Here is a 22,922-nt window from a genome sequence, read left to right on the forward strand (position 1 = left end):
TAGTTTAATGGCTAAACTAAGTGTGACTGAACGAAACTTGAAAGCACATTTTTGAGAGTAAAAGGTGAGAGCCTTTCAGAAGAATAAAAATTTTCAGGAGGAAAAAAGTATGAATTTATCAAACATGCCGGAATTAAAATTAGGTATTGTTGCAGTAAGCCGTGACTGTTTCCCGATGTCTTTGTCAGAAAACAGAAGAAAAGCAGTAGTAGAGGCTTACAAGAAAAATTTTAGCGGAGAAATTTTCGAATGCCCCACAGTTGTAGAAAGTGAAACAGATATGCTGAAGGCTGCTAAGGAATTAAGAGAAGCAGGCTGTAACGCACAGATTGTTTACCTTGGCAATTTTGGCCCTGAAACAGAGGAAACTATGCTGGTAAAAGCTTTCCATGGTCCATCCATGGTTGTGGCAGCGGCAGAAGAAGGAAATCTGGTACAAGGCAGAGGCGATGCTTACTGTGGAATGTTAAATGCCAGCTATAATTTAAAGCTGCGTAATTTAAACGCTTATATTCCGGAATATCCTGTGGGAACGGCAGAAGAAATTGCAGAAATGATTAACGAATTTGCACCGATTGCAAGAGCTGTTGTTGCATTGAAAAATCTGAAAATTATTAGCTTTGGTCCAAGACCGGCAAACTTCCTTGCATGTAATGCACCGATTAAGAGATTATATGATTTAGGTGTAGAGATTGAAGAAAACTCTGAGCTTGATTTATTTGAAGCATTTAATAAACATGCAGATGACCCACGTATTCCTGACGTTGTAAAAGAAATGGAAGCAGAGTTAGGCGAAGGAAATATGAAACCTGAAATCCTACCTAAGCTTGCACAGTATGAAATTACCTTATTAGACTGGGTAGAAGCACATAAAGGAAGCAGAAAATATGTAACGCTTACAACAAAATGCTGGCCTGCATTCCAGACACAGTTTGGATTTGTGCCATGTTATGTAAACAGTCGTCTGACAGACAGAGGAATTCCTGTTTCCTGTGAAGTGGATATTTGGGGAACATTAAGTGAATATATCGGTACAGTTATCAGTCAGGATACCGTTACCCTGCTGGATATTAACAACACAGTACCTTCTCATATTTATAATGAAGAAATCAAAAACAAATATGACTATACACAGAAAGATACTTTCATGGGATTTCATTGCGGAAATACAGCGGCAAGCAAGCTGACAGCATGTTCCATGAAGTATCAGATGATTATGGCAAGAACCTTGCCGGAAGAAGTAACACAGGGTACTCTGGAAGGAGATATTATCCCCGGAGATATTACTTTCTATCGCTTACAGAGCACAGCAGACTGCAAGCTTCGTGCATACATTGCACAGGGTGAAGTACTTCCGGTGGCAACACAGAGCTTTGGGGGAATTGGTATTTTTGCAATTCCTGAAATGGGACGTTTCTATCGCCATGTGCTGATTGAAAAAAATTATCCTCATCACGGAGCGGTTGCTTTTGGACATTACGGAAAAACATTGTTTGAAGTATTTAAGTTCTTAGGCGTAGAGATTGATGAAATCAACTACAATCAGCCAAAAGGCGCATTATACCCAACAGAAAATCCATTTGCATAGATATAATTACAGAGGCTGTCTTTCTACGGGCAGCCTTCATTGTTTTACAGGAGGTTTGTTATGTTATATATTGGAGTAGATTTAGGCACTTCGGCGGTAAAACTGCTTTTGATGAATGAAACAGGGAAAATAGAAAAAATTGTATCAAGGGAATATCCTTTGTATTTTCCAAAGCCCGGCTGGTCTGAGCAAAATCCGGAGGATTGGTGGAAACAGAGCTTAGAGGGAATTAGGGAATTGACGGCAGAATGTGACAAAAGTCAGGTGGCAGGCATCAGCTTTGGCGGGCAGATGCACGGCCTTGTAATTTTAGATGAGAATGATGAGGTCATTCGTCCGGCAATTCTGTGGAATGACGGAAGAACACAGAAAGAAACCGATTATTTAAATGAAGTAATCGGAAAAGAAAGAATATCTGCCTGTACAGCGAACATTGCTTTTGCAGGCTTTACAGCGCCGAAAATTTTATGGGTGAAGGAAAATGAGCCGGAGAATTTTAAGAAAATCAGAAAAATCATGCTGCCGAAGGATTACCTGGCATATAAGCTCTCCGGTGTTCACTGCTGCGATACGTCTGACGCATCCGGAATGTTGCTCTTTGATGTGAAAAACAGATGCTGGTCAAAAGAAATGCTGAAAATCTGCGGGATTACAGAAGAACAGATGCCGAAGCTGTTTGAAAGCTATGAAACAGTTGGAACATTAAAGGACGAGCTGGCAGAGATGCTTCAAATTCCGAATACCTGTAAAATTGTGGCAGGTGCCGGAGATAATGCGGCGGCAGCCGTGGGAACCGGAACAGTAGGTGACGGAAGATGTAATATTTCTTTGGGAACCAGCGGAACAATTTTCATTTCCAGCAAGGAATTTGGTGTAGACCCCAATAATGCGCTCCACGCATTTGCCCACGCAGATGGCAATTATCATTTAATGGGATGTATGTTAAGTGCAGCATCCTGCAATAAGTGGTGGATGGATGAAATTATCGGTACAAAGGATTACAGAAAAGAACAGGCGGCGATTGACAAGCTGGGGGAAAATAAGGTATACTTTCTTCCATATCTGATGGGAGAACGTTCTCCTCACAACAATCCAAATGCAAGAGGAACTTTTATCGGACTTACCATGGACACAACGAGAGCGGATATGACGCAGGCTGTTTTGGAAGGCGTTGCTTTTGCCATTCGAGACTCTTTTGAGGTGGCAAAATCTCTGGGAATTAAAATTGAGAGAACAAAAATCTGCGGCGGCGGAGCAAAAAGCCCTCTTTGGAGAAAAATAATTGCAAATGTTTTAAATATTAAAGTGGATATTATCAAAGCAGAAGAAGGACCGGCTTTAGGCGGAGCTATGTTGGCGGCTGTTGCCAACGGAGAATTTGCTTCTGTGGAGGAAGCGGCAGAAAAGATTGTAGAGGTTGTTGATACCATAGAACCTGAGCAGGAATTAGCTGCAAAATACGAGGAGAAATATCGGAAATTTGCGAAAATCTATCCCACAGTGAAGGATTTATTTAAAGAAATTGTATAAATTTTATAAAAGGGACTGTTGCATTAAGAGCATATTTCTGTTTATGCAATAGTCTCTTTTCTTAAAATCGAAAAATACAGGGAGGAAGGGAATATGAATTACGTACTGGATGTGCATACACATACCATTGCCAGTGGGCATGCCTATAATACCATGAGAGAAATGGCAAAAGCAGCCGCAGATAAGGGATTGGAGCTTTTGGGAATTACAGAGCATGCTATGGCAATGCCCGGAACATGCCATGAATATTATTTTCAAAACCTGAAAATGGTAGAGCGGGAAATGTATGGAACAGAGCTTTTGCTGGGAAGTGAAGTAAATATTTTAGACAGCAAAGGAAACGTGGATTTAGAGGAAAACATCCGAAAAAAGCTGGATATTATCATTGCCAGTCTTCATATTCCCTGTATAAAACCGGGAACGAGAGAAGAAAATACACAGGCATATATCGAAACAATGAAAAAGCCTTATATTGATATTATCGGGCATCCGGATGACGGACGATATCCTGTGGATTATTTGGCGCTGGTACAGGCAGCCAAGGAATATAAAATTCTTTTGGAAGTGAACAATAATTCGCTGGACCCTCGCTGTACACGGCAGGGAGGAGCGGAAAATGTCAAAATTATGCTGAAATATTGTATGCGGTATCAAGTTCCCGTAGTAGTAAACAGTGATGCGCACACAGATGCTTTAGTGGGATTTCACAAGTATGCACAAGAGATTTTTGACGAAATTGCTTTTCCGGAGGACTTAGTAGTGAACAGAAGTGTATGTGAATTGAAAAAATACGTCAATAAATATAAAAATTTATAAAAAATCGGTAACTTTTCTTTACTTTAAAAATTTACTGTGCTACTATATATAGGAGGAATGGGGCGTACACTACAAATGTAAGGAGAACAAAAATTATGAGCAAAAAAATTCACACAGAGGCTGTTGACTCACTGTTTGATGCAATTTTAAGTTTAAAAAACAGAGAAGAATGTTATCTGTTTTTTGAAGATGTTTGTACTGTGAACGAAATTTTATCTTTATCTCAGCGTTTTGAAGTAGCGAAAATGTTGAAAGAAAAGAGAACTTATCTGGAAATTTCAGAAAAGACAGGGGCATCTACTGCAACAATCAGCCGTGTTAATAGAAGTCTGAATTATGGAAATGACGGATATGACATGGTATTTGAAAGAGTAGAAGAAAAATAAAAAAAGAGCTGTGGCATAGGTGGCTGGTAAACAGGATAACTTATGTCACAGCTTTTTTGTTTCATAGGAAATTGCGTCCTATGAAACAAAAAATGCTCCGCAAGGATGCGCAGCTCGCGGAAATGAAATTATCACTTTGTGAACCGCTCGCGCGCGGAGATTGGCTATTGCACAATCTTTTTATATATAGAAAATCAGTCTTGATTTTTAGAGGAGTCCTGCGTTGCCATCTGGTCAATGAGATTTTCTATGACCTGTTTTTTTACATAAACATCAAAGCTTAACATACAAATAAAGGCAAATTTTTGAAGAAAATCTTGTTCTTTTTCATCGGCATTAGAGAAAGAAGAACGGGCTTTGTTGAATTTTTTTGTAACATCCTTTATCAATGGCTCAATCTGTTCTAATTCCAAATCCATAATTTCCTGATATACTTCTTGCAATTTCAAACTGCCGTTTCCCGGAAAAAATTCCTCTGCAATAGGTCCTAAAAGAACTTGTATGTCATTGATGGACATAATATTTTTAAAATAATAAATAAATGTCAGCATTAAAATATGCTCACGAGAATATTTTTTCTTTACAGGAGGGGGCAGTAAATGATTTTTGGCGTAATTATTAATCATGGTTTTGGTTAATACTTTATCTTCAGGATGACGCTTGGAAGAAGATAAGTGGTTTTCCATGAATGTTGTAACCTGATCCATATATAAATCAATGCCAGGGATTTCATCTGGTTTGATGTAGTCAATCCGTGAAATGCTGGCTAATATGCTGTTTAAAATATCTTTTGTGTCTATCGTCATGTTATCACCTCTACTCCTTATTATATGGTTTTGAAAACCATTTGTAAAGGGTGGATTTCAGATTTGACAAAGAAATCAAGTTGACATGTTTTTAATACTTGCTTTGTTAAAAAAGGATATGTTATATTAGAAGAACAAATGTTTTGATAGTATCAGGAGTTTAGATGGAGGATAAATAACAATGAGTATCTATGATACATTAAATACAGAACAAAGAGAGGCTGTTTTTCATACAGAGGGACCTGTACTTATTTTGGCAGGAGCCGGTTCAGGAAAGACAAGGGTTCTTACCCACAGAATTGCCTATTTAATAGAAGAAAAAGGGGTAAATCCATGGAATATCATGGCAATTACCTTTACCAATAAGGCAGCGGGCGAGATGCGTGAAAGGGTAGATAAAATCGTAGGTTTTGGTGCGGAAAGTATTTGGGTATCTACTTTCCATTCCAGCTGTGTGCGAATGCTTCGCCGTTTTATCGACCGTTTGGGATATGATACCAATTTTACGATTTATGATGCAGATGACCAGAAAACATTGATGAAGGATATTTGTAAACGTCTCAATATTGACACAAAGGTTTATAAAGAAAAAGCGATTTTGGCGGCGATTTCTTCTGCGAAAGATGAGCTTATCAGTCCGGAAGAATATGAATTACAAAATATGGCAGATTTCTCCAAGAAGAAAGTTATTCTGGCGTATAAAGAATATCAAAAAGAACTGAAGAAAAACAATGCACTGGATTTTGATGATTTAATTGTAAAAACAGTGGAACTTTTTCAGTCCTGTCCTGATGTGCTGGAATATTTTCAGGAGCGTTTCCGCTATATTATGGTGGATGAATATCAGGATACCAATACGGCACAGTTTAAATTTGTAAGTCTTTTGGCAAGCAAATATCAAAATCTCTGTGTGGTAGGAGATGATGACCAGTCGATTTACAAATTTAGAGGAGCAAATATCGGAAATATTTTAGGATTTGAAAAGGTATTTTCCAATGCAAAGGTTATTCGTCTGGAGCAGAATTATCGTTCAACACAGAATATTTTGAATGCGGCAAATCAGGTTATTCAAAATAATATGGAAAGAAAGAGAAAGACTCTTTGGACAGAGAATGAAGAAGGTGAAAAGCTTCATTTCAGACAGTTTATGAATGCCTATGAAGAAGCAGAATATGTAGTCGGAGAAATCAGCAAAAAGGTGCGGGAAGGTGACGGAGAATATCGTGATTTTGCTGTATTGTACAGAACAAACGCGCAGTCTCGTCTTTTTGAAGAAAAACTTTTGATGGCAAATATTCCGTATAAGCTGGTAGGAGGTGTAAACTTCTATGCCAGAAAGGAAATTAAAGATTTGCTGGCATATTTAAAAACAGTAGATAATGCAAAAGATGATTTGGCAGTCAGAAGAATTATCAATGTGCCCAAAAGAGGAATTGGTGCAACGACTTTAAGTCGTGTGCAGGATTATGCCAGCGAAAGAGGAATAGGATTTTATGATGCACTTCGAGAGGCAGAACAAATTCCATCTATTGGCAGAGCAGCCGTGAAAGTAGAGCCTTTTGTTACTTTTATTCAAACATTGAGAAGTAAGCAGGAATTTCTTTCACCTTCCGAGCTCTTAAAGGATATTATAGAAAGTACAGGGTATGTAGAAGAATTGCGAAACGAAGGCACAGATGAGGCAGAGGCTCGAATTGAAAATATTGACGAGTTGATTACAAAAGTAGTTTCCTATGAGGAAGAAAACGAAGCTCCTACTTTGTCCGGATTTTTAGAGGAAGTAGCGCTGGTGGCAGATATTGACTCTGTGGATGGTGATGATAATCAGGTACTTTTAATGACCTTGCACAGTGCGAAAGGATTGGAATTTCCTTATGTGTACCTTGCGGGGATGGAAGATGGTATCTTCCCAAGCTATATGACAATTACAGCAGATGATCCTACGGAAATTGAAGAAGAACGACGCCTTTGCTATGTGGGAATTACAAGAGCCATGAAGGAACTAACTCTTTCCTGTGCACAGCAGAGAATGATCAGAGGGGAAACACAGTATAATAAGGTGTCTAGATTTATTAAAGAAATTCCAAGAGAATTAGTGGAATTGGGCAGAGAATTTCCAGAGAAAAAGTTAAAAGAAATACCAATGCCAACATCTTATCAGCAGATGAAACAGGCATTTAAGCAACCTGCCTTTATTCCAAAGCAGTTTGAGGTGAAAAAAGCACAGGGACTGGACTATGTAGTAGGTGACACAGTAAAACATATTAAGTTTGGTGCAGGTGTGGTGACAGATATTACAGAAGGCGGCAGAGACTATGAGGTCACTGTGAATTTTGATAAAGTTGGTGTGAAAAAAATGTTTGCATCTTTTGCAAAATTAAAAAAAATTTAATGAGTTTTCAAAATTGAAAAACGCCCCTTGAAAATTTTAAGAAGGGATAGTAAAATTCAGATTACGGTGGTATAATAGAAGAAAAAGTTGAATAAACAGCAGCTTTCAAAAAGATTTTACAACAGCTTGTAAAAAGAGAGGACGGTGCAGTATATGAATCGTATTGAGGATTTAATCACAGCATTACAGAAGAAAGAGGAAGAAAAAAACAAAAATACGGTATTATGGGTATTGGCAATTATTGGTGCAGTAGCAGCAATCGCCGGAATTGCTTATGCGGTTTACCGCTTCTTTACACCGGATTATCTGGAAGATTTTGAAGAAGACTTTGATGATGATTTCGATGACTATTTTGAAGACGAAGATGAGGACGAAGAAGATAAATAGGAAAGAAACAGGAAGCTTCGGGAGACCGGAGCTTCTTTTATGTAATGGAAAATAGAAAGGAATTGTAATTTGAAAAAGGGAGAAATTTACGAAGGAATTATTGAAACAGTAGAGTTCCCAAATAAGGGAAAAGTGCAAGTAGAAGGAAAAACAGTTGTTGTAAAAAATGGCATTCCGGGACAGAAGGTTCGCTTTATGATTAATAAAAAGAAGGGAACACGTCTGGAAGGCAGACTTTTAGAAGTTTTGGATAAATCTCCTTTGGAAGTGAGAGAGCCTGTATGCAGCATTTTTCCTGCCTGTGGAGGCTGTATGTATCAGACAATGTCTTATGAAGAACAGTTAAATATGAAGGCAGCACAGGTCAAAAAGTTAATTGATGAAGCAGTAATCAGAGGCGGACAGGTGGATACAGAAGGCAAACCGGATTATATTTTCGAGGGAATTAAAGGAAGTCCACAGGAATTTGCATATCGAAATAAAATGGAGTTTTCTTTTGGAGATAAATATAAAGACGGCCCCTTATCTTTAGGACTTCATAAAAAGGGAAGTACTTATGATGTGTTAAATGCCTGTGATTGCAAGCTGGTACATGAGGATATGACAAAAATTCTTACCTGTATTTTAGAATATTGCAGGGAAGAAGGATTTTCCTATTACCATAAAATGCAGCACACAGGATTTTTGCGCCATTTACTTTTACGCAGAGGAAATACAACAGGGGAAATTCTGGTAAATTTGGTAACTACAAGCGAAATAGAAACAGATTTTGCAGAGCTGCAAAAACGATTATTAGCATTGCCACTGGAAGGAAAAATTGTAGGTTTCCTGCACATTATCAACAATTCTCTTTCTGACGTGGTAAGAAGTGACGAAACCAGAATTCTTTATGGACAAGACTATTTTTACGAAGAAATTTTAGGATTGAAGTTTAAGATTACGCCATTTTCCTTTTTCCAGCCAAATTCTTATGGGGCAGAGGTGCTTTACAAAACTGCCAGAGAATATATCGGTGATACAAAGGAAATGACAGTGTTTGACCTTTATAGCGGAACCGGTACAATTTCACAGATTATGGCTTCTGTGGCAAAAGAAGTTATCGGTGTGGAGATTGTGGAAGAGGCAGTAAAGGCAGCGGGAGAAAATGCACATTTGAATGGAATTGAAAATTGCAGATTTATTGCAGGGGATGTGCTGAAAGTGCTGGATGATATTCAGGAAAAGCCGGACTTTATTATATTAGACCCGCCAAGAGATGGAATTCATCCAAAGGCATTGCCGAAGATTATTGATTATGGTGTGGACAAGCTGGTGTATATTTCCTGTAAACCTACAAGTCTGGCAAGGGATTTGGAGATGTTTTTGGGGAGAGGATATCAGGTGGAGAAGGTGTGCTGTGTGGATCAATTTTGTCAGACGGTGCATGTGGAGACTGTGTGTCTTTTACAACGTAAATAAGCGGTTTTATAGGCTTTGAGGTGTGAGGTTCAGTCTATTTGCCACCGATTTGCCACCCACAAAAATAAAATGAACAGAAAATGAAGAAAAGCGGTTGAACACTCTGAACTAAATCGGAATGTTTGACCGCTTCTTTTTATTTATGCCTGTAAGGACTGCTCAAATACATCAACTGCTTTTTGCTGCATAGTTTCTGTATTGAATGTATAAGTCTGTAAAGTTGTTTTAATATCCTTATGTCCTAACCGTTTCATAACAGTTTTAGGGTTCACACCACCTTCTGCCAGTATCATTCCATGTGTATGACGTAAACAATGAGCATGAAATAATACATTACCCAGTTCATAATGAATTACCCTTGCACAATATTTGAAAGAATCAGGTGGTCTATATCGAGATTTGGTACAAGTTAAAATGAGGTTTTCCTCATCTTAACCTGCCAGCTGCAATTCGTCTTGTTGAAGCCTACGATACAGCTCTTCATAATCGTTTGGTGACATATAATCACAGTGACTATGAATTTGTTTCGTATTATAAAATGCTTCCAAATATTCGAAAATCAAACGATATGCATGATCATAATCTTGAATCTTAAACCGATTCAGCCATTCTCTCTTAATCAGGGAATGGAATGACTCAATACATGCGTTATCCCATGGATATGCCTTTTTAGAATAACTACACTGCATGGTTGCGGTTACACGTTTGTATTCTTTTGAAACAGTGGCTGAAGATTCTGTCCGGCTATGCGAAAAAGGATAAAATCGCTGTGCAGTATTTTGACATGGAGCATCTGGAACTGAGGAATACGGAAATGTATATCCGCGGATATAAGACGAAGCTGGAGAAGGATACTTCCTATAAGGGATTGTGGAGGGTAAGTTTTATGTTGAAAGAATTCTAAATGGGGTTAACAGGTGGCATAAAAACATGTATAATTAATTTCACAAAGAAAAAGTTGTAAGAGGGTTAACGGTGGACAAATCGGAGAAAAATGAAATAATATTATTTGAAGATGGGGAATTAACATTAGAAGTAAACGTTGCTCCTCAACAAGAAACTGTCTGGCTTACAGCGAATCAAATGTCTGAATTGTATGGAAGAGATGAAAAAACAATTCGAAAGCATATGAATAAAATTTTTAATGATGGAGAACTGGACAAAGAGAACAACACGCAAAAAATGCGTGTTGTTGGAGTGAAGCAGCCTGTAGCATATTGTAATAATTTCTGTGGGTTATCGAGTCAATTCTAAACAAGGAATTGCATTTCGCAAATGGGCAAATTCTGTTTTAAAAAAATACATACTGGAAGGATACGCTGTAAATAATAATCGTATTACACAACTTGGAGAGGTAATACGGATTATGAAACGTACAGAGGATAGTCTTGATGCAAAACAGGTATTGTCAGTTATAGAAAAATACAGTACCGCTTTAGATTTGTTGGATGAGTACGATCATCAAACAATGGGGCGACCAGAGGGAAATGGTGCCACATATGTGCTTACTTATGAGGAATGTAAGCACGTAATTGACAGCATGAAATTTGGAAATGAATCTGCGATTTTTGGAAATGAAAAAGATGATTCATTTAAGGGAAGTATTGGAAATATATATCAGAGTTTTGGCGGACAAGATGTCTACCCATCGCTGGAAGAAAAAGCAGCGAATCTCTTATATTTTGTAACAAAAAATCATAGTTTTTCAGATGGAAATAAGCGAATAGCAGCGGCAATGTTTTTGTACTTTCTTGATAAAAATGGAGTACTATTTGTGGATGGAAAGAAGATGATTGCTGATCATACGTTGGTCGCATTGACCATTATGATTGCGGAGTCTAAACCTGAAGAGAAAGAAATGATGATTAGTGTAATAATGAACTGCATAGCATAGGAAGAATTGACAGATTCCGGTATGAAGTCATTGCAGTTTAACAGAATAAGTTTTATTCAGAGCATCGGTCAGAAATGGCTGGTGCTTTTTGTGTGCTTAAAAATAGGAGGTGTGGCAGTATGTATCCTGTATCAAATGCTTTCCTGCAGGCGGTGCAGGAGAATACCAGAAGTTATTACTGGACAGGGAAAATTACGACAACGGGCGGTGCTGTACATGAGTTTGGATATGAAGATATTGTCAAAGGCAGTGGTTACATCTCCTGCCAGTGTTGTGGAAATACAGAGATTGAACTGGGGACAGTCTATGCTGCAGAGATGGGGATTACGCTGTTTTCTCAGATAGACAGATACACATTAGAGGATGCGAAGGTAGAGCTGTTTTATCATTTTAAGCTTGCGGATGGTTCTTATGAGAAGATTCCGATGGGAGTCTTTGAAGCCATTGAAGCAAACCGACTGGCGTAATGTCTGGAACTGAAAGCCTATGATTACATGCTTTGATTCGAGAAGAATTTCAATGGATTTGAGACGATTGGTGTGGCGTATGATTTTCTGGCATTGTGCTGCAAAGCATGCAAGGTGGAGATGGCACAGACGCAGGAAGAAATCAGTGCCATGCCGAATGCAGATATATTTCCATAAACGAGAAAGGACGATGGGATAGAACAGACGTACTTCATATCGACTCGTGCCACGTGGAGACTATCTATTTGTTGTCGAAAAAATAACCAGTTTAAGTGAGCTTAAGGGTATTTTTTGTTGAAATTTGTGCATGGCAGAGTACAGTACTGTATGCCGAAATTTATGTAAAATTTTGTTGGTATTTAGAGTTTTAATTCTTATAATAATAATATGGAAAAATGGTATTGAAAAGAAAAGGATATGTTGGAAAAGAAAAAGTTGGAGGATATTATGAAACAGGCAATTGTAAATTTTTGCAAAGCAATGGATACAGGATTATTTTTGTTAGATATGCCGACTGGATTTGGAAAAACATATAGTGTACTTGATTTTATGGTTGACAATTACGATTCGCCTGAATTCAAGGATAAGAAGATTTTTTTTGTTACAACCCTTAAGAAAAATTTACCAGATAAGGAGTTACGAGAGCATTTTGCAAAGCGTGGTAAGGCAGGAGATTACGATAAATACTGTCTGCGGATAGATGCCAATGTAGATATGGTTGTGGAAAAATTGGAGGAACTATATCGTGCAAGAAAAATCCCACCGACAATTACAATGAAGCAAGAATTTAAGGATTTACATGGTTCAGTAAAATTATTAAACGAATATGGAGATAAAAAGTGTGAATTAAAAGGAACCAGTAGGGACATTATAAATGTTTTGTGTAAGAGCGCAGAAGATGTTATTCGCAAGCAGCAGGAAGGTGCTTTTCGCAGAGTGATAGAAAGCGAACTAAAGCAGTTCAAGACACCAAAGGAAAAGTTAAAGAATATTGCTAATAATCCGGATTATCAATGGATAGGAGAATTATATCCGGCAGTATATACGAGAGAAAAAAGGATATTTTTTATGTCGATTGACAAATTTTTCTTGGGGAACACTACAATTATTGAACCTACATATAGTTTTTTTAATAATGATATTACAAAAAATGCAATTATTTTTATAGACGAGTTTGATGCAACGAGAGACAGATTGCTTAATCAGATCATAAGAAGAGGATTAGAAAATCATATTGATTATTTAGGCTTGTTTTATCGTGTATATGCATCTTTGAATACTAGAGAGTTTCCGGCAGAGCTTACTACTGCATCAAAGTTACAACAAGAATATCTTGATGAACATAAAAATGCGAAAAATCCTGTGGGAATTATAGAAGGATTTGGTGACGTGTTTGATGAAACATATAAACATTATGCCATGCAGTATAGTTTCAAAATAGAAGAAGATAGTAGGGGCGATAGAAGTCGTAATTTTATTTTTAATGATTTACAGTTTCATTCGATATTTGAGGGAGAAAATGCTTTTATTGATATAAATACCGATTTGAAGGCAAGACAGAACTGGTTGCGTTTTACAAAAAGAAGGCCAACAGAGAAAGCTGGAGGCGTGTTAAGTTTGCTTGCCAGTGTTAAGGGTTGCTTGACTTATTTTCAGAATGGAATAAGAAATCTTTCATTTAATTATAAGAATCATAAAAATGAGGATGAAAGGTCGAGAGATGATGATTATACGCTTGAGAATGCAATCGAGTCAGTGTTGACAGAGTTTCATTTATCAAGAGAACAGATAAGGTATTTAAAGCCTATCGTAATGGGAGACCAGGTAAAGTCGAAGAAAGACAAAAAAGACTGCAATGGGAAAATGTCATTAAAGTATTTTGACTGTTCTGTTTATAATAGAGGATTTCGCTATTATGACTTTATAGATGATCCAAATCACAGTATGCGTTCGGAAATTCAGCTATTTGATTTCCAGGATTCGCCAGAGCGTATTTTACTTCATTTATCTGAAAAGGCTAAAGTTATAGGAATTTCCGCTACAGCAACACTTGATACGGTTATTGGTAATTATGATTTGGAATATCTTCAAAGGATGTTGCAGGATAAATTTTATGTGATGCCAGAATCAGATAAGCGTAGATTGCAGGAGTCTTTCCGGACATTTGTTGCAAATTATGATAAAGTGAATATTCATGTGGAACCAGTTTTTTGTAGCGCAGATGATAGAGCTGAATTGGCAGAGATATTTGATGGAAACGAAGCATTTATAAATATGTATGCGGAAAAATTAACAACAACGTTTGAAGGTGTTGAATATGCAAAGAATAACTTTATACGTGTCGTAAAAGTTATGAAGTTGTTTATCTTAAATGATTCGGTTAAATCTTTCTTGTGTCTTACTAATAAATTGCCACAGGAGAATAAAGGTCTCTTTGATATTAAATTGTTAGAGGATTTTGCAGACGCTATTATTAAGCTTTATGGTATCAAGGGATTAAAAGGTAAAAATCTGTTATATAGCATAAACAGTGAAGGTTATGATGCTAAGCGTGCGAAGGTTATTCAGAGATTGTCAAATGGGGAAAAGCTCTTTGTTATATCTTCTTATAATACAGTTGGTGCAGGACAAAATTTACAATATAAAGCACCGGTAAATGCTATGATCGTGGCAGTTAATAATTATGATAGAGGGGATATGGAAAAGGACTTTGATTGCATATACTTGGAGAAGCCGACGAACCTTTTGGTGAATGTGGATAGCAAGAAGGGAATTGAGGCTGAGGATTTAATTCGTTTTGTATATCAAATGGAATTTTTGATGGAGAGAGGTGAAGTTTCTCGTAAAGATGGTATTGCAGTAATCAAAGATGCTTTTATATGTTTCAACGGTGGACATACTTTTTCTGGGAAGAAGGGAGAGCCATATAAAACAGACTCAGTAAATAACTTTGCGATTCGTACATTAATACAGGCAGTAGGAAGAATATGCAGAACTGGTCTTAAGAATCCAGACATATATATTTATGTGGATGATACAATTCTAAGAGATTATGATTTGTCTAGTGTGGAACAACGAATGTTGAATCCTGAATTTGCGGAATTAGTTAAAGTGGGTAAAGCATATTTTAATGGTCAGGCAAATGAAAATCTGGATGTTGCTGTAATGGAAAATCGTGCCGGAATATTAGCATTAAAGGCAATGCAGATTATAAATGAGCTTAAGCGTAATTGGACTGATGATAGCATAGACTATTGGAAAGCATTACGTGAGCTTTGTCTTATGAGACCTACCCTAAGCAGAAAAAATGTTGAGCATAATTCGCAATATCAGCTTGTATATATGTGTGCACCGGGAGAAATTACAGCCTATTCTTATGAACAAGAAGGTGACTATAATAAGAACATAAATATCAAGTTTGACGGTAGCCTTCCTCAAAAGATGTCAGAGGATGAGGTGCATTTGAAAGAGATTATGCAAATTCCGGGAGTGAAAGAACTATTTGAAAAGCATGGATATGCAACGAGCTTTGTTCCAAATGAATTTATATTGACACCACCTATGTTTAATAATATTTACAAAGGTGCGTTAGGCGAAGTTGTTGGTAAATATATTCTAGAGCAATATGCAGGAGTAACGTTACAGGAAATGTCGCCAGAGCATTTTGAATTGTTTGATTATACACTAGGTAATGGTGTCTATGTGGATTTTAAGTTGTGGAAAGAAACCATGACAGTATCTGCGGAGGAAGAAAAGAAAAATATTCAGGCGAAGTTGGATAAGTGTGGAGGAAAGAGGGCAGTAATAATCAATATTATGCTTGATCACAATATGCAAATTACGTCTAGTGGTAATGGTAGAATTATTGAGATACCATATTTATATCGGTTGGATAGAAAAGAAATAGGAATTGAAATTATAGAAAAAATAAATCGGGAGGGATATTTGCAGTGAGTATAAAGAAACTTTATTCAAATGAACTCCTAGCTTCATTTGAATATTCTAATATAGATAGAGATTATGATTTTTATTATGTTACAACATCAGACAAGTATATAAAAAGTGGAGCCGCTTTTTTGGATATTGATGATATAAAGATATCAGCTCTTCAATTTGAAAGTGGGAAGAGTTTTTTGGTTATGCTTCCTAAAAACTCTACTTCCAGAGCTGAGTTTGTACGTTTATTGAATGAAAAAGAGTAAACGCAAAATAGCGAGTACCTGTTCAAAATCATCCGATGTGAGATAATAGACTCATCACTACAAAGTCCAAATAGTTTAGTACTCAACTTTTTTGACTTTGCTACAGGAGGTGAGTTATGAAATCTCATACAAGTTTAGTTGCACAGCAAACCCGTCTGAGCGAATGGGCTGACATGGTCAGGGACTGCCAAAACCGTCCGCAAGGAATGAAAATCGATGAATGGTGTCAACTACACGACATTACAAAAGCAAGTTATTACTGGAGACTCCGGAAAGTTCGTGAGGCTTATCTGAAAACAGCGGATCATACACAAACATTTGTAGAAGTTCCCTCTTCTGCAATCCAGCCGGTAAATATGGCAGCGGAGTATAAAATCATTGCCTTGATTAGAGGCAGAAACAACCTCACTCTGGAAATTACCGAACAGGCATCTGATTCATTTTTAAAAACACTTTTGGGAGTGCTCGGCAATGCTCAATGATGGCTCCGGGTTCAAAAAAGTATATCTGGCGACTGGATTTACGGATCTGCGCAGAGGGATCGATGGCTTGGCCAGAATCATACGTTTTCAGTTCCAGCTTGATCCTTACGATAAGAATACATTATTTTTATTTTGCGGCAAACGTACAGATCGGATAAAAGGGCTTATCTGGGAGGGCGATGGATTTCTACTTCTGTACAAGCGGATTGAAAACGGAAACTTCCGCTGGCCCCGTACACAAGAAGAAGCACTGGAAATTAGTGCAGACCAGTATCAAATGTTAATGCAAGGTCTGGAAATCGTTGCCAGACATCCCATAGAAGAAATCTCCTGTCCAGAATTCTCCTTGTGATTTGTGCAAAACGTAGAAAATAAAATTGCTTTCATCCATGATAAATCACCCTGTGCAATATAAAATTTAAAGTTATTCACATCCTGAAAGTTTTCTGTGAGTTTCTATATACTCCTGATTCCAAAACTTTTCAGATTGTGGATAACAGTCATAAATATCTGAAATTCAGGCTTTTATTTTCAGGTATTCATGACTGTTATCCACTGTCAAAATGACGAAGGTGACAGAATTCAAAAATAGCCAAAAACCGTTGGTTCTGCTATAATAGCACTCAGGAAAGTGAGGTTTGGTTATGGCAGTTAAGTATACGGAGGAACAATTAAATAGTGTTGATAAGTCGTTTCTTATCCAGCTTCTTTTACAACAGCAGGAACAATTGGAAGCCATAACAAAGGAGCTTCACGCATCGAATGAAAAAATGCAGCTTCTGATGGAACAGGTAATCCTTGGTAAGCAGAACCGTTTTGGAAGGTCATCTGAAAAAATGGAAGATACCAGCCAGATCTGTTTTCAAGAAGTAGACGGCACTATTGTTTTTTTCAATGAAGCGGAAGCTGTCTACGATCTCAATGAAAAAGAACCTGATGAGCTGGAACTCAAATCTCCAAAACAGCCAAAGCGTAAGGGAAAGAAAGAATCAGATCTTTCCGGACTTACGGTCAGACGGATTGACCATTATCTGTCAGAGGAGGAATTGGAAATAGAATTCGGTGTCAATGGGTGGAAACAGTTACCGGATGCCATTTCCAAAAAATATCATTTTGTACCTGCGAGGGTAGAGGTAGAAGAACATCACATCGGTGTGTATGCCAGCAAAACAGATGAGCACATGGTCAAAGCAGACCATCCAAAAGCATTACTGCATGGAAGTTTGGTATCACCATCTCTTGGAGCTGCGATCATCAATGGAAAGTATGTGAATGCAGTTCCTCTCTATCGGTTAGAGCAGGAATTCCAGCGTTATGGCCTGCAGATCACAAGGCAGAACATGGCAAACTGGTGCATACGTTTGGCAGAGGAATATCTCTCGATCCTTTATGATCATCTTCATGAAGAATTGTATTTCTATCATGTGATCCAGGCAGACGAGACGCCGTTGCTTGTAAACCATGACGGACGCAAAGCCGGAAGCAAAAGCTGGATGTGGGTATACCGTTCTGGTCATCTGTATCAAGACCGGCAGATTGTCCTGTATGAATACCAGCAGACAAGAAATGCATCCCATCCACGGGAATTCCTGAAAGGATACGATGGCATCTGTGTAACAGATGGTTATCAGGTCTACCATACTTTAGAAAAAGAATTGGAAGAACTGACCATTGCTGGATGCTGGGTGCACTGTCGCCGCAGATTTGATGAAGCTTTGAAGCTGATTCCCAAACCATCCCAAAAGGAATCCAATGCATTTCTGCTGATGAAACAGATTCAGGCAATCTATCGGGAAGAAGGGAAATTGAATGACCTTTCTTCTGATGAACGACTGAAACAGCGACAGGCGGTTATCAAACCTCTTGTGGATGCTTTTTTTGCGTACCTGAAAACCATAAATGTGTCCAAAAAGGACAAATTTGGTGATGCCGTTAGATATGCACGAAATCAGGAAAAATATCTCCGGGTATTTCTTACAGACGGAGATGTTCCGATTGATAATAATGCATCCGAAAGGGCAATCCGAGGTTTTTGTATTGGAAAGAAGAATTGGCAGATGATCGATACGATTCATGGAGCCAAATCTTCCGCAATTATTTACAGTATTGTAGAAACTGCAAAAGCCAATAATCTGAAACCTTTTGATTATGTGCAGCATCTCTTGGAAGAGATTCCGAAACACATGAATGATAAGGACTGTTCTTTTCTGGAAGATCTTCTGCCCTGGTCAGAAAAACTTCCGGCAGGGATTCGCAAAGCTTAAATATCGGTGGCTGCAAAGCAGCCGCCTAAAAATGTCAAGGTACTCGCTATTTTGCGTTTACGAAAAAGAAGATGGAGATAGCTTGTCTATAAAATCTATGACAAGTTGCAGCATTCCGGAGCATTTATTGACACAATTATTTTTGAATGCGCTAACGAGTCCGATTGATGAAATGATATCTTTTAATAATCTGTCTGGGAAATTATTGTGCTTTCGACCTTCATGGATAAATAAAGACAAGGAAAATTTTATTTGGGGTATGCAGTGCCTTGAAGTAAAAGTTGGTAATGATATGTGCGTCAAATTGGTAGCACATAGGATGACAGCACTGGCACTTAAGAAGCAAATGAAATTTGAAAAAAGAAAGCTACAGGATTATCCACAATATGAGTTCAGTTATAACAATAATACCTTAAAACGAGTATCTAATGAAAATAAGAACCGTAGAGAGAATTTTATTATTAAACCTGTAGATGGTGAAAGAGGTAGTATTACATTTTTTGATTTTACGAATTATGAAACTTTTTCTTGTACTAAGATGGGTGTTTTATATGATATTTTTAATGCTTTACATGATGAGTTTGGTAAGTATATTCATGTGAAGTTTAAGGAATACAATATTGATAAAGTTTTGGAATATAAGCGTACATCGTTGGAATTATATAAGGATGTTGTTAAAAAGGAAATTTTAAATTCTGGAATTAACATAGTGGACGTTATACAGTCTGAAACTTCTGAAGATTATTTGCAGGATGTGGCTGACGAAATCAAGAAAATTATTCCAGAGGTAAAATGCAGTGTTGGAAAAAGATTATCAAAGAAGAAGTTTAATGTACGATATATACACGATAAATCTTTCTATTTAGATTCGGAAATAGATGCACATCAAGAAAACATGGAGAATTATGTTGTTCAGCATATTACAGTTGAGAATTTTAAACACCAGTCATCGGCGGCAGTTTATAATATTCTGAAAGAGCTTGTTATTAAGAAGGACATTGCTAATGGCAAAATCACATTAGTGGATTGGAGTAAATATGGATATAAATCCGACTGGCTATTTGGCGTAGTTGCAGAAGGCGTATATTATTTCATGACTATTCATCCGGACGGCTTATTTAAAATTGAAGCATTGAAACGAAATCTTTTTACTATGACAGAGTATGATAAATACATGGATTATTTCGGTTTGAATGAAGAGAATAAAAATGAGTATAGAGGTGTTATAGGTCTAATAAAAGATGCAGATGGTAATATTAATCTTATAAAGGATACCAATATGTATTCTATGCCTGATTATACTGCAATGGGTGATATTCTTAAGAATGTAGCTAGTGAAGGAAGATTTCCAGGAAAAGACGTGGTAACTTGGCTTCGAGCAGTAATGAATATAACAGATAAAATAAAAGTACAGGCAGAATTGGATATCGTTATCCCACATATCGACGTGAATACAGAATACACGAAATCCGATATAATGGGATTATTCAAAGGAATTGCCACAAAAAAAGAAGTAGTGCGGTATGTATTTGAAAATACAGGAAGTATGCTATATTCGTATCTTCGTGGAGAAGAAGAAAGACGAGAGTATCTTTCTGGAAACATAGATATTAACTATTTTGACTATGATGATACGTATGCAAAATATTCAGTTGGCGAAATTGGTAATGGAATGAAGTATACAATTGAGAGAGCCAGTGTAGTGCGTGAGATACAGGCGGTAGAAGGTGGAAAGCTAATTTTTAAGAAATTACTTCCACTTATGGGAGTAGAGTTTGTAAGGTATGGAATGTTAACTGTTGTTCCGTTTCCGTTTAAGTATTTACGGGAATATATTGTGAAAAAGGAACAGCTCTAAAAGAACATTGACAGAAATATCAGGTTAACAGATTTATGAATTGATGGTAAAATAGAGCAAGAAATCTATAAAGAAAACATCAATACGAGGAGAAATCTAAATGAAAAAATGCAGAATTACAGTAAAGAGAAATTCCTGTTACAAAGACCTGATGGAACAATATGAGAATCCCATTTCTAATGCCTGTGACATGAAGGAAGGGCAGGTTTTTATCGCCAACGGCTGGAAGAAACCGGATAATTTTTGTGACAGTGCATGGGACAGTATCTCTCCTTTTGTCATGACACTGGCACACGGAGGAGAAAATTTTTATAATGGCTGGATGAAGAATAAAAAATCTGCAATGATTTCCTGCAATGATGGATTTCGTCCGGTGAGCTTTTTTATTGAAGCTTTGGAAGAAGATGCAGATTAAAAATACAATTTTTTTGCTAAAATACAGTCAGTTGCGTAATTGTAAAGCATAGTTGGTAGTATGCAACTGCAAAATTATGTATATTTTTCCTATCAAAAGTCTGTTAAGATGAAAAAGAAGGACTGTAAAGGAGGAAGAAGATGATATTAGCAGATAAAATTGTAAATTTGAGAAAAAGAGCAGGTTGGTCGCAAGAGGAGCTTGCAGAAAAAATGGGAGTCAGCCGTCAGTCAATATCAAAGTGGGAAGGTGCACAATCAGTTCCTGATATGAACAGAATTTTAAAACTTTCGGAAGTATTTTGTGTAAGTACGGATTATCTGCTTCGGGATGATATAGAAGAAGTGCCTTGCATAGTAAATCCTTTAGAAGAAGCTGAACCGCTAGAAGACAGTAAGGGAGAAACATTAATAAAAGTATCTCTGGAGACGGCAAATGAATATTTAGAGTATTGTAAAAAAAGTTCATTTTCTGTTGCAGCAGGAGTCATGCTTTGTATTCTATCGCCGATTTTATTAATATATTTGGCTGCGGCAGGAGAAATGAAAAAAATTCCTCTCACAGAAGATCAAGGGGCAATGGTAGGGCTGATTGTAATGTTTTGTATAGTGGCAGCTGCAGTGGTTATTTTTATTGTTAATGGACATAAAGGTGAGCCATACGAGTTTTTGGAAAAAGAACCTTTGGATACGGAATATGGAATTGATGGTATGGTTCGCAATAAAATGAAAAAATATGAAAAAGCACATATTATGGAATTTTCAACAGGTGTAGTGCTTTGTATTATTTCCTGTATTCCGATTTTTCTTGTACAGCTTTTTTATGGAGATGATGATTTTCTTTCTGTAATAGCGGTAGGTGTATTGCTTATGTTGGTGGCTATAGGAGTATTTTTTATAGTCAGAACATCGATTATTTGGGATGGATATCAGGCCTTGTTAGAAGAAGGAGATTATACAAGAATTGCAAAGCGGCGAGAAAAAAGTATTGGAAATATTTACTGGGCTATTGTTGTAGCATTATATCTTTTCATTAGTTTTGTCACTATGAAATGGGGTATTACCTGGGTGATTTGGCCGGTTGCCGGAATTTTATATAGTGTGGTGGCAGTAATCTATGGCAACTATTGCGTTGGAAAAGAAAAGAGGTAAAAATGAATATACAGATTTTTGGTACAAAGAAGTCCTTCGACTCTAAAAAAGCAGAGCGTTATTTTAAAGAACGTGGAATAAAATATCAATTTATTGACATGAAAGAAAAGGGTATGAGTAAAGGTGAACTACAATCTGTTTGTCAGGCAGTGGGTGGATTAGAATCTTTGGTTGATAAGGAATGTAAGGATAAAGATGCTCTGGCGCTGATTAAGTATATTGCAGAGGAAGACAGAATGGAAAAGATTCTGGAAAATCAGAAGGTAATAAAGCTTCCTGTTGTGAGAAACGGCAAACAGGCAACTGTGGGATATGTGCCGGATATATGGAAAAACTGGAAATAAGAAAATACATAAGAGGAAAAGAAAATGGTAAAATCGATTGTAAAAGATATCTTCTTTTTAGCACAGAAATCAGAACCTGCCACAAAGGAAGATTTACATATAGGACAGGATCTTGAGGATACGTTGGCGGCAAACAGAGAACGTTGCGTAGGTATGGCTGCAAATATGATTGGAGTAAAGAAAAATATTATCATTATCAATATGGGATTTGTCGATGTGCTGATGTTTAATCCGGTGATTGTCAAAAAAGATACCCCTTATGAAACAGAAGAAGGGTGTCTGTCATTGGAAGGTGTAAGACCTGCGGTGCGTTTTCAGAATATTGAAGTAGAATATTATGATAAAAACTGGAAAAAGCAAAGACAGAAGCTGACAGGATGGACAGCACAGATTTGCCAGCATGAGATAGACCATTTAGATGGAATAATTATCTAGTGTAAAAAAAGCTTTTCATGTATAGTTCTTCTTTATTTTTGGAAAAA

22 protein-coding genes and 2 pseudogenes are annotated in these 22,922 nt (G+C 37.2%); 21 read left to right on the forward strand and 3 right to left on the reverse strand.

What is annotated here, in order from left to right; all coding sequences use genetic code 11:
• Window positions 1-109 precede the first annotated feature (109 nt).
• From CGC63_RS04300 to CGC63_RS04315, 4 genes are all read left to right on the forward strand, one after another.
• Complete coding sequence (locus CGC63_RS04300) at window positions 110-1,588, forward strand: L-fucose/L-arabinose isomerase family protein (protein WP_040351312.1); 1,479 nt, start codon at window positions 110-112, stop codon at window positions 1,586-1,588.
• 60 nt (window positions 1,589-1,648) lie between these two features.
• Window positions 1,649-3,118: a xylulokinase gene (gene xylB / locus CGC63_RS04305; RefSeq protein WP_003023219.1), complete on the forward strand. Its 1,470-nt coding sequence runs from the start codon at window positions 1,649-1,651 to the stop codon at window positions 3,116-3,118.
• 93 nt (window positions 3,119-3,211) lie between these two features.
• On the forward strand, window positions 3,212-3,934 hold the full coding sequence (locus tag CGC63_RS04310) for a phosphatase (protein WP_003023217.1): 723 nt from the start codon (window positions 3,212-3,214) through the stop codon (window positions 3,932-3,934).
• A gap of 95 nt (window positions 3,935-4,029) precedes the next feature.
• Entirely contained in the window at window positions 4,030-4,320 is a 291-nt protein-coding gene (locus CGC63_RS04315) for a YerC/YecD family TrpR-related protein (RefSeq protein WP_003023216.1), read from the forward strand.
• A 194-nt stretch (window positions 4,321-4,514) separates the two neighbouring features.
• Here CGC63_RS04315 and CGC63_RS04320 read toward each other — a convergent pair whose 3' ends face one another.
• Window positions 4,515-5,126, reverse strand: a complete 612-nt coding sequence (locus tag CGC63_RS04320) for a DUF1836 domain-containing protein (protein WP_003023215.1) — start codon at window positions 5,124-5,126, stop codon at window positions 4,515-4,517.
• Between the two features lie 181 nt (window positions 5,127-5,307).
• Here CGC63_RS04320 and pcrA point away from each other — a divergent pair, with 181 nt between their 5' ends.
• The 3 genes from pcrA to rlmD all read left to right on the forward strand — a co-directional run bounded on the left by pcrA (window position 5,308) and on the right by rlmD (window position 9,363).
• Window positions 5,308-7,518 (forward strand): DNA helicase PcrA, encoded by a 2,211-nt coding sequence (pcrA, locus tag CGC63_RS04325; protein WP_003023214.1) that lies wholly within the window; start codon window positions 5,308-5,310, stop codon window positions 7,516-7,518.
• A gap of 153 nt (window positions 7,519-7,671) precedes the next feature.
• Entirely contained in the window at window positions 7,672-7,905 is a 234-nt protein-coding gene (locus CGC63_RS04330) for a hypothetical protein (protein WP_003023213.1), read from the forward strand.
• Window positions 7,906-7,974: 69 nt separating this feature from the next.
• Window positions 7,975-9,363, forward strand: coding sequence for a 23S rRNA (uracil(1939)-C(5))-methyltransferase RlmD (gene rlmD / locus CGC63_RS04335; RefSeq protein WP_003023212.1), 1,389 nt, complete (start codon window positions 7,975-7,977; stop codon window positions 9,361-9,363).
• A gap of 140 nt (window positions 9,364-9,503) precedes the next feature.
• Here rlmD and CGC63_RS15615 read toward each other — a convergent pair whose 3' ends face one another.
• Entirely contained in the window at window positions 9,504-9,779 is a 276-nt protein-coding gene (locus CGC63_RS15615; protein WP_081445614.1) for a tyrosine-type recombinase/integrase, read from the reverse strand.
• Window positions 9,780-9,794: 15 nt separating this feature from the next.
• Entirely contained in the window at window positions 9,795-10,052 is a 258-nt protein-coding gene (locus CGC63_RS04345) for an integrase core domain-containing protein (protein ID WP_003023208.1), read from the reverse strand.
• A gap of 286 nt (window positions 10,053-10,338) precedes the next feature.
• On the opposite strand from CGC63_RS04345, the gene CGC63_RS15625 reads away from it, so the two are divergent.
• The 14 genes and pseudogenes from CGC63_RS15625 (at window position 10,339) to CGC63_RS04415 (ending at window position 22,875) form a co-directional block, all read left to right on the forward strand.
• Window positions 10,339-10,617, forward strand: a complete 279-nt coding sequence (locus CGC63_RS15625; RefSeq protein WP_003023206.1) for a virulence RhuM family protein — start codon at window positions 10,339-10,341, stop codon at window positions 10,615-10,617.
• A pseudogene (locus CGC63_RS15950) lies at window positions 10,595-10,648 on the forward strand (hypothetical protein); the annotation flags it as partial. The gene CGC63_RS15625 and the pseudogene CGC63_RS15950, both read left to right, overlap by 23 nt.
• An 81-nt stretch (window positions 10,649-10,729) precedes the next feature.
• Complete coding sequence (locus CGC63_RS04360) at window positions 10,730-11,257, forward strand: type II toxin-antitoxin system death-on-curing family toxin (protein ID WP_040351318.1); 528 nt, start codon at window positions 10,730-10,732, stop codon at window positions 11,255-11,257.
• 119 nt (window positions 11,258-11,376) lie between these two features.
• Window positions 11,377-11,883, forward strand: a pseudogene (locus CGC63_RS04365) (hypothetical protein); the annotation flags it as partial.
• Window positions 11,884-12,171: 288 nt separating this feature from the next.
• Window positions 12,172-15,678 (forward strand): hypothetical protein, encoded by a 3,507-nt coding sequence (locus tag CGC63_RS04370; protein ID WP_154965447.1) that lies wholly within the window; start codon window positions 12,172-12,174, stop codon window positions 15,676-15,678.
• A complete protein-coding gene (locus CGC63_RS04375; RefSeq protein ID WP_003023200.1) occupies window positions 15,675-15,926 on the forward strand; it encodes a hypothetical protein in 252 nt (83 codons plus the stop codon). Before CGC63_RS04370 ends, CGC63_RS04375 begins: the two co-directional genes overlap by 4 nt.
• Before the next feature lie 116 nt (window positions 15,927-16,042).
• Window positions 16,043-16,408, forward strand: coding sequence for a hypothetical protein (locus CGC63_RS04380; protein WP_003023175.1), 366 nt, complete (start codon window positions 16,043-16,045; stop codon window positions 16,406-16,408).
• The gene (gene tnpB / locus CGC63_RS04385) at window positions 16,398-16,760 is read left to right on the forward strand and encodes an IS66 family insertion sequence element accessory protein TnpB (protein ID WP_009247574.1); all 363 of its coding nucleotides are present in this window, start codon (window positions 16,398-16,400) and stop codon (window positions 16,758-16,760) included. The genes CGC63_RS04380 and tnpB overlap by 11 nt, the downstream gene beginning before the upstream one ends.
• A 292-nt stretch (window positions 16,761-17,052) precedes the next feature.
• A complete protein-coding gene (gene tnpC / locus CGC63_RS04390) occupies window positions 17,053-18,672 on the forward strand; it encodes an IS66 family transposase (RefSeq protein ID WP_089438656.1) in 1,620 nt (539 codons plus the stop codon).
• A 97-nt stretch (window positions 18,673-18,769) separates the two neighbouring features.
• Entirely contained in the window at window positions 18,770-20,530 is a 1,761-nt protein-coding gene (locus CGC63_RS04395) for a hypothetical protein (RefSeq protein WP_242970505.1), read from the forward strand.
• 100 nt (window positions 20,531-20,630) lie between these two features.
• Window positions 20,631-20,945 carry a TIGR04076 family protein gene (locus CGC63_RS04400; protein ID WP_004223488.1) on the forward strand — a complete coding sequence of 105 codons (315 nt, stop codon included), beginning with the start codon at window positions 20,631-20,633 and terminating at the stop codon, window positions 20,943-20,945.
• 140 nt (window positions 20,946-21,085) lie between these two features.
• On the forward strand, window positions 21,086-22,096 hold the full coding sequence (locus tag CGC63_RS04405; RefSeq protein ID WP_004223485.1) for a helix-turn-helix domain-containing protein: 1,011 nt from the start codon (window positions 21,086-21,088) through the stop codon (window positions 22,094-22,096).
• 2 nt (window positions 22,097-22,098) lie between these two features.
• Window positions 22,099-22,440 carry an arsenate reductase family protein gene (locus CGC63_RS04410; protein WP_004223464.1) on the forward strand — a complete coding sequence of 114 codons (342 nt, stop codon included), beginning with the start codon at window positions 22,099-22,101 and terminating at the stop codon, window positions 22,438-22,440.
• Window positions 22,441-22,464: 24 nt separating this feature from the next.
• Window positions 22,465-22,875 carry a peptide deformylase gene (locus tag CGC63_RS04415; protein WP_004223461.1) on the forward strand — a complete coding sequence of 137 codons (411 nt, stop codon included), beginning with the start codon at window positions 22,465-22,467 and terminating at the stop codon, window positions 22,873-22,875.
• The last annotated feature ends 47 nt before the right edge of the window (window positions 22,876-22,922 follow it).

The sequence above is a fragment of the Blautia hansenii DSM 20583 genome, from assembly GCF_002222595.2.
In the GTDB taxonomy this organism is placed as follows: Bacteria; Bacillota; Clostridia; order Lachnospirales; family Lachnospiraceae; genus Blautia; species Blautia hansenii.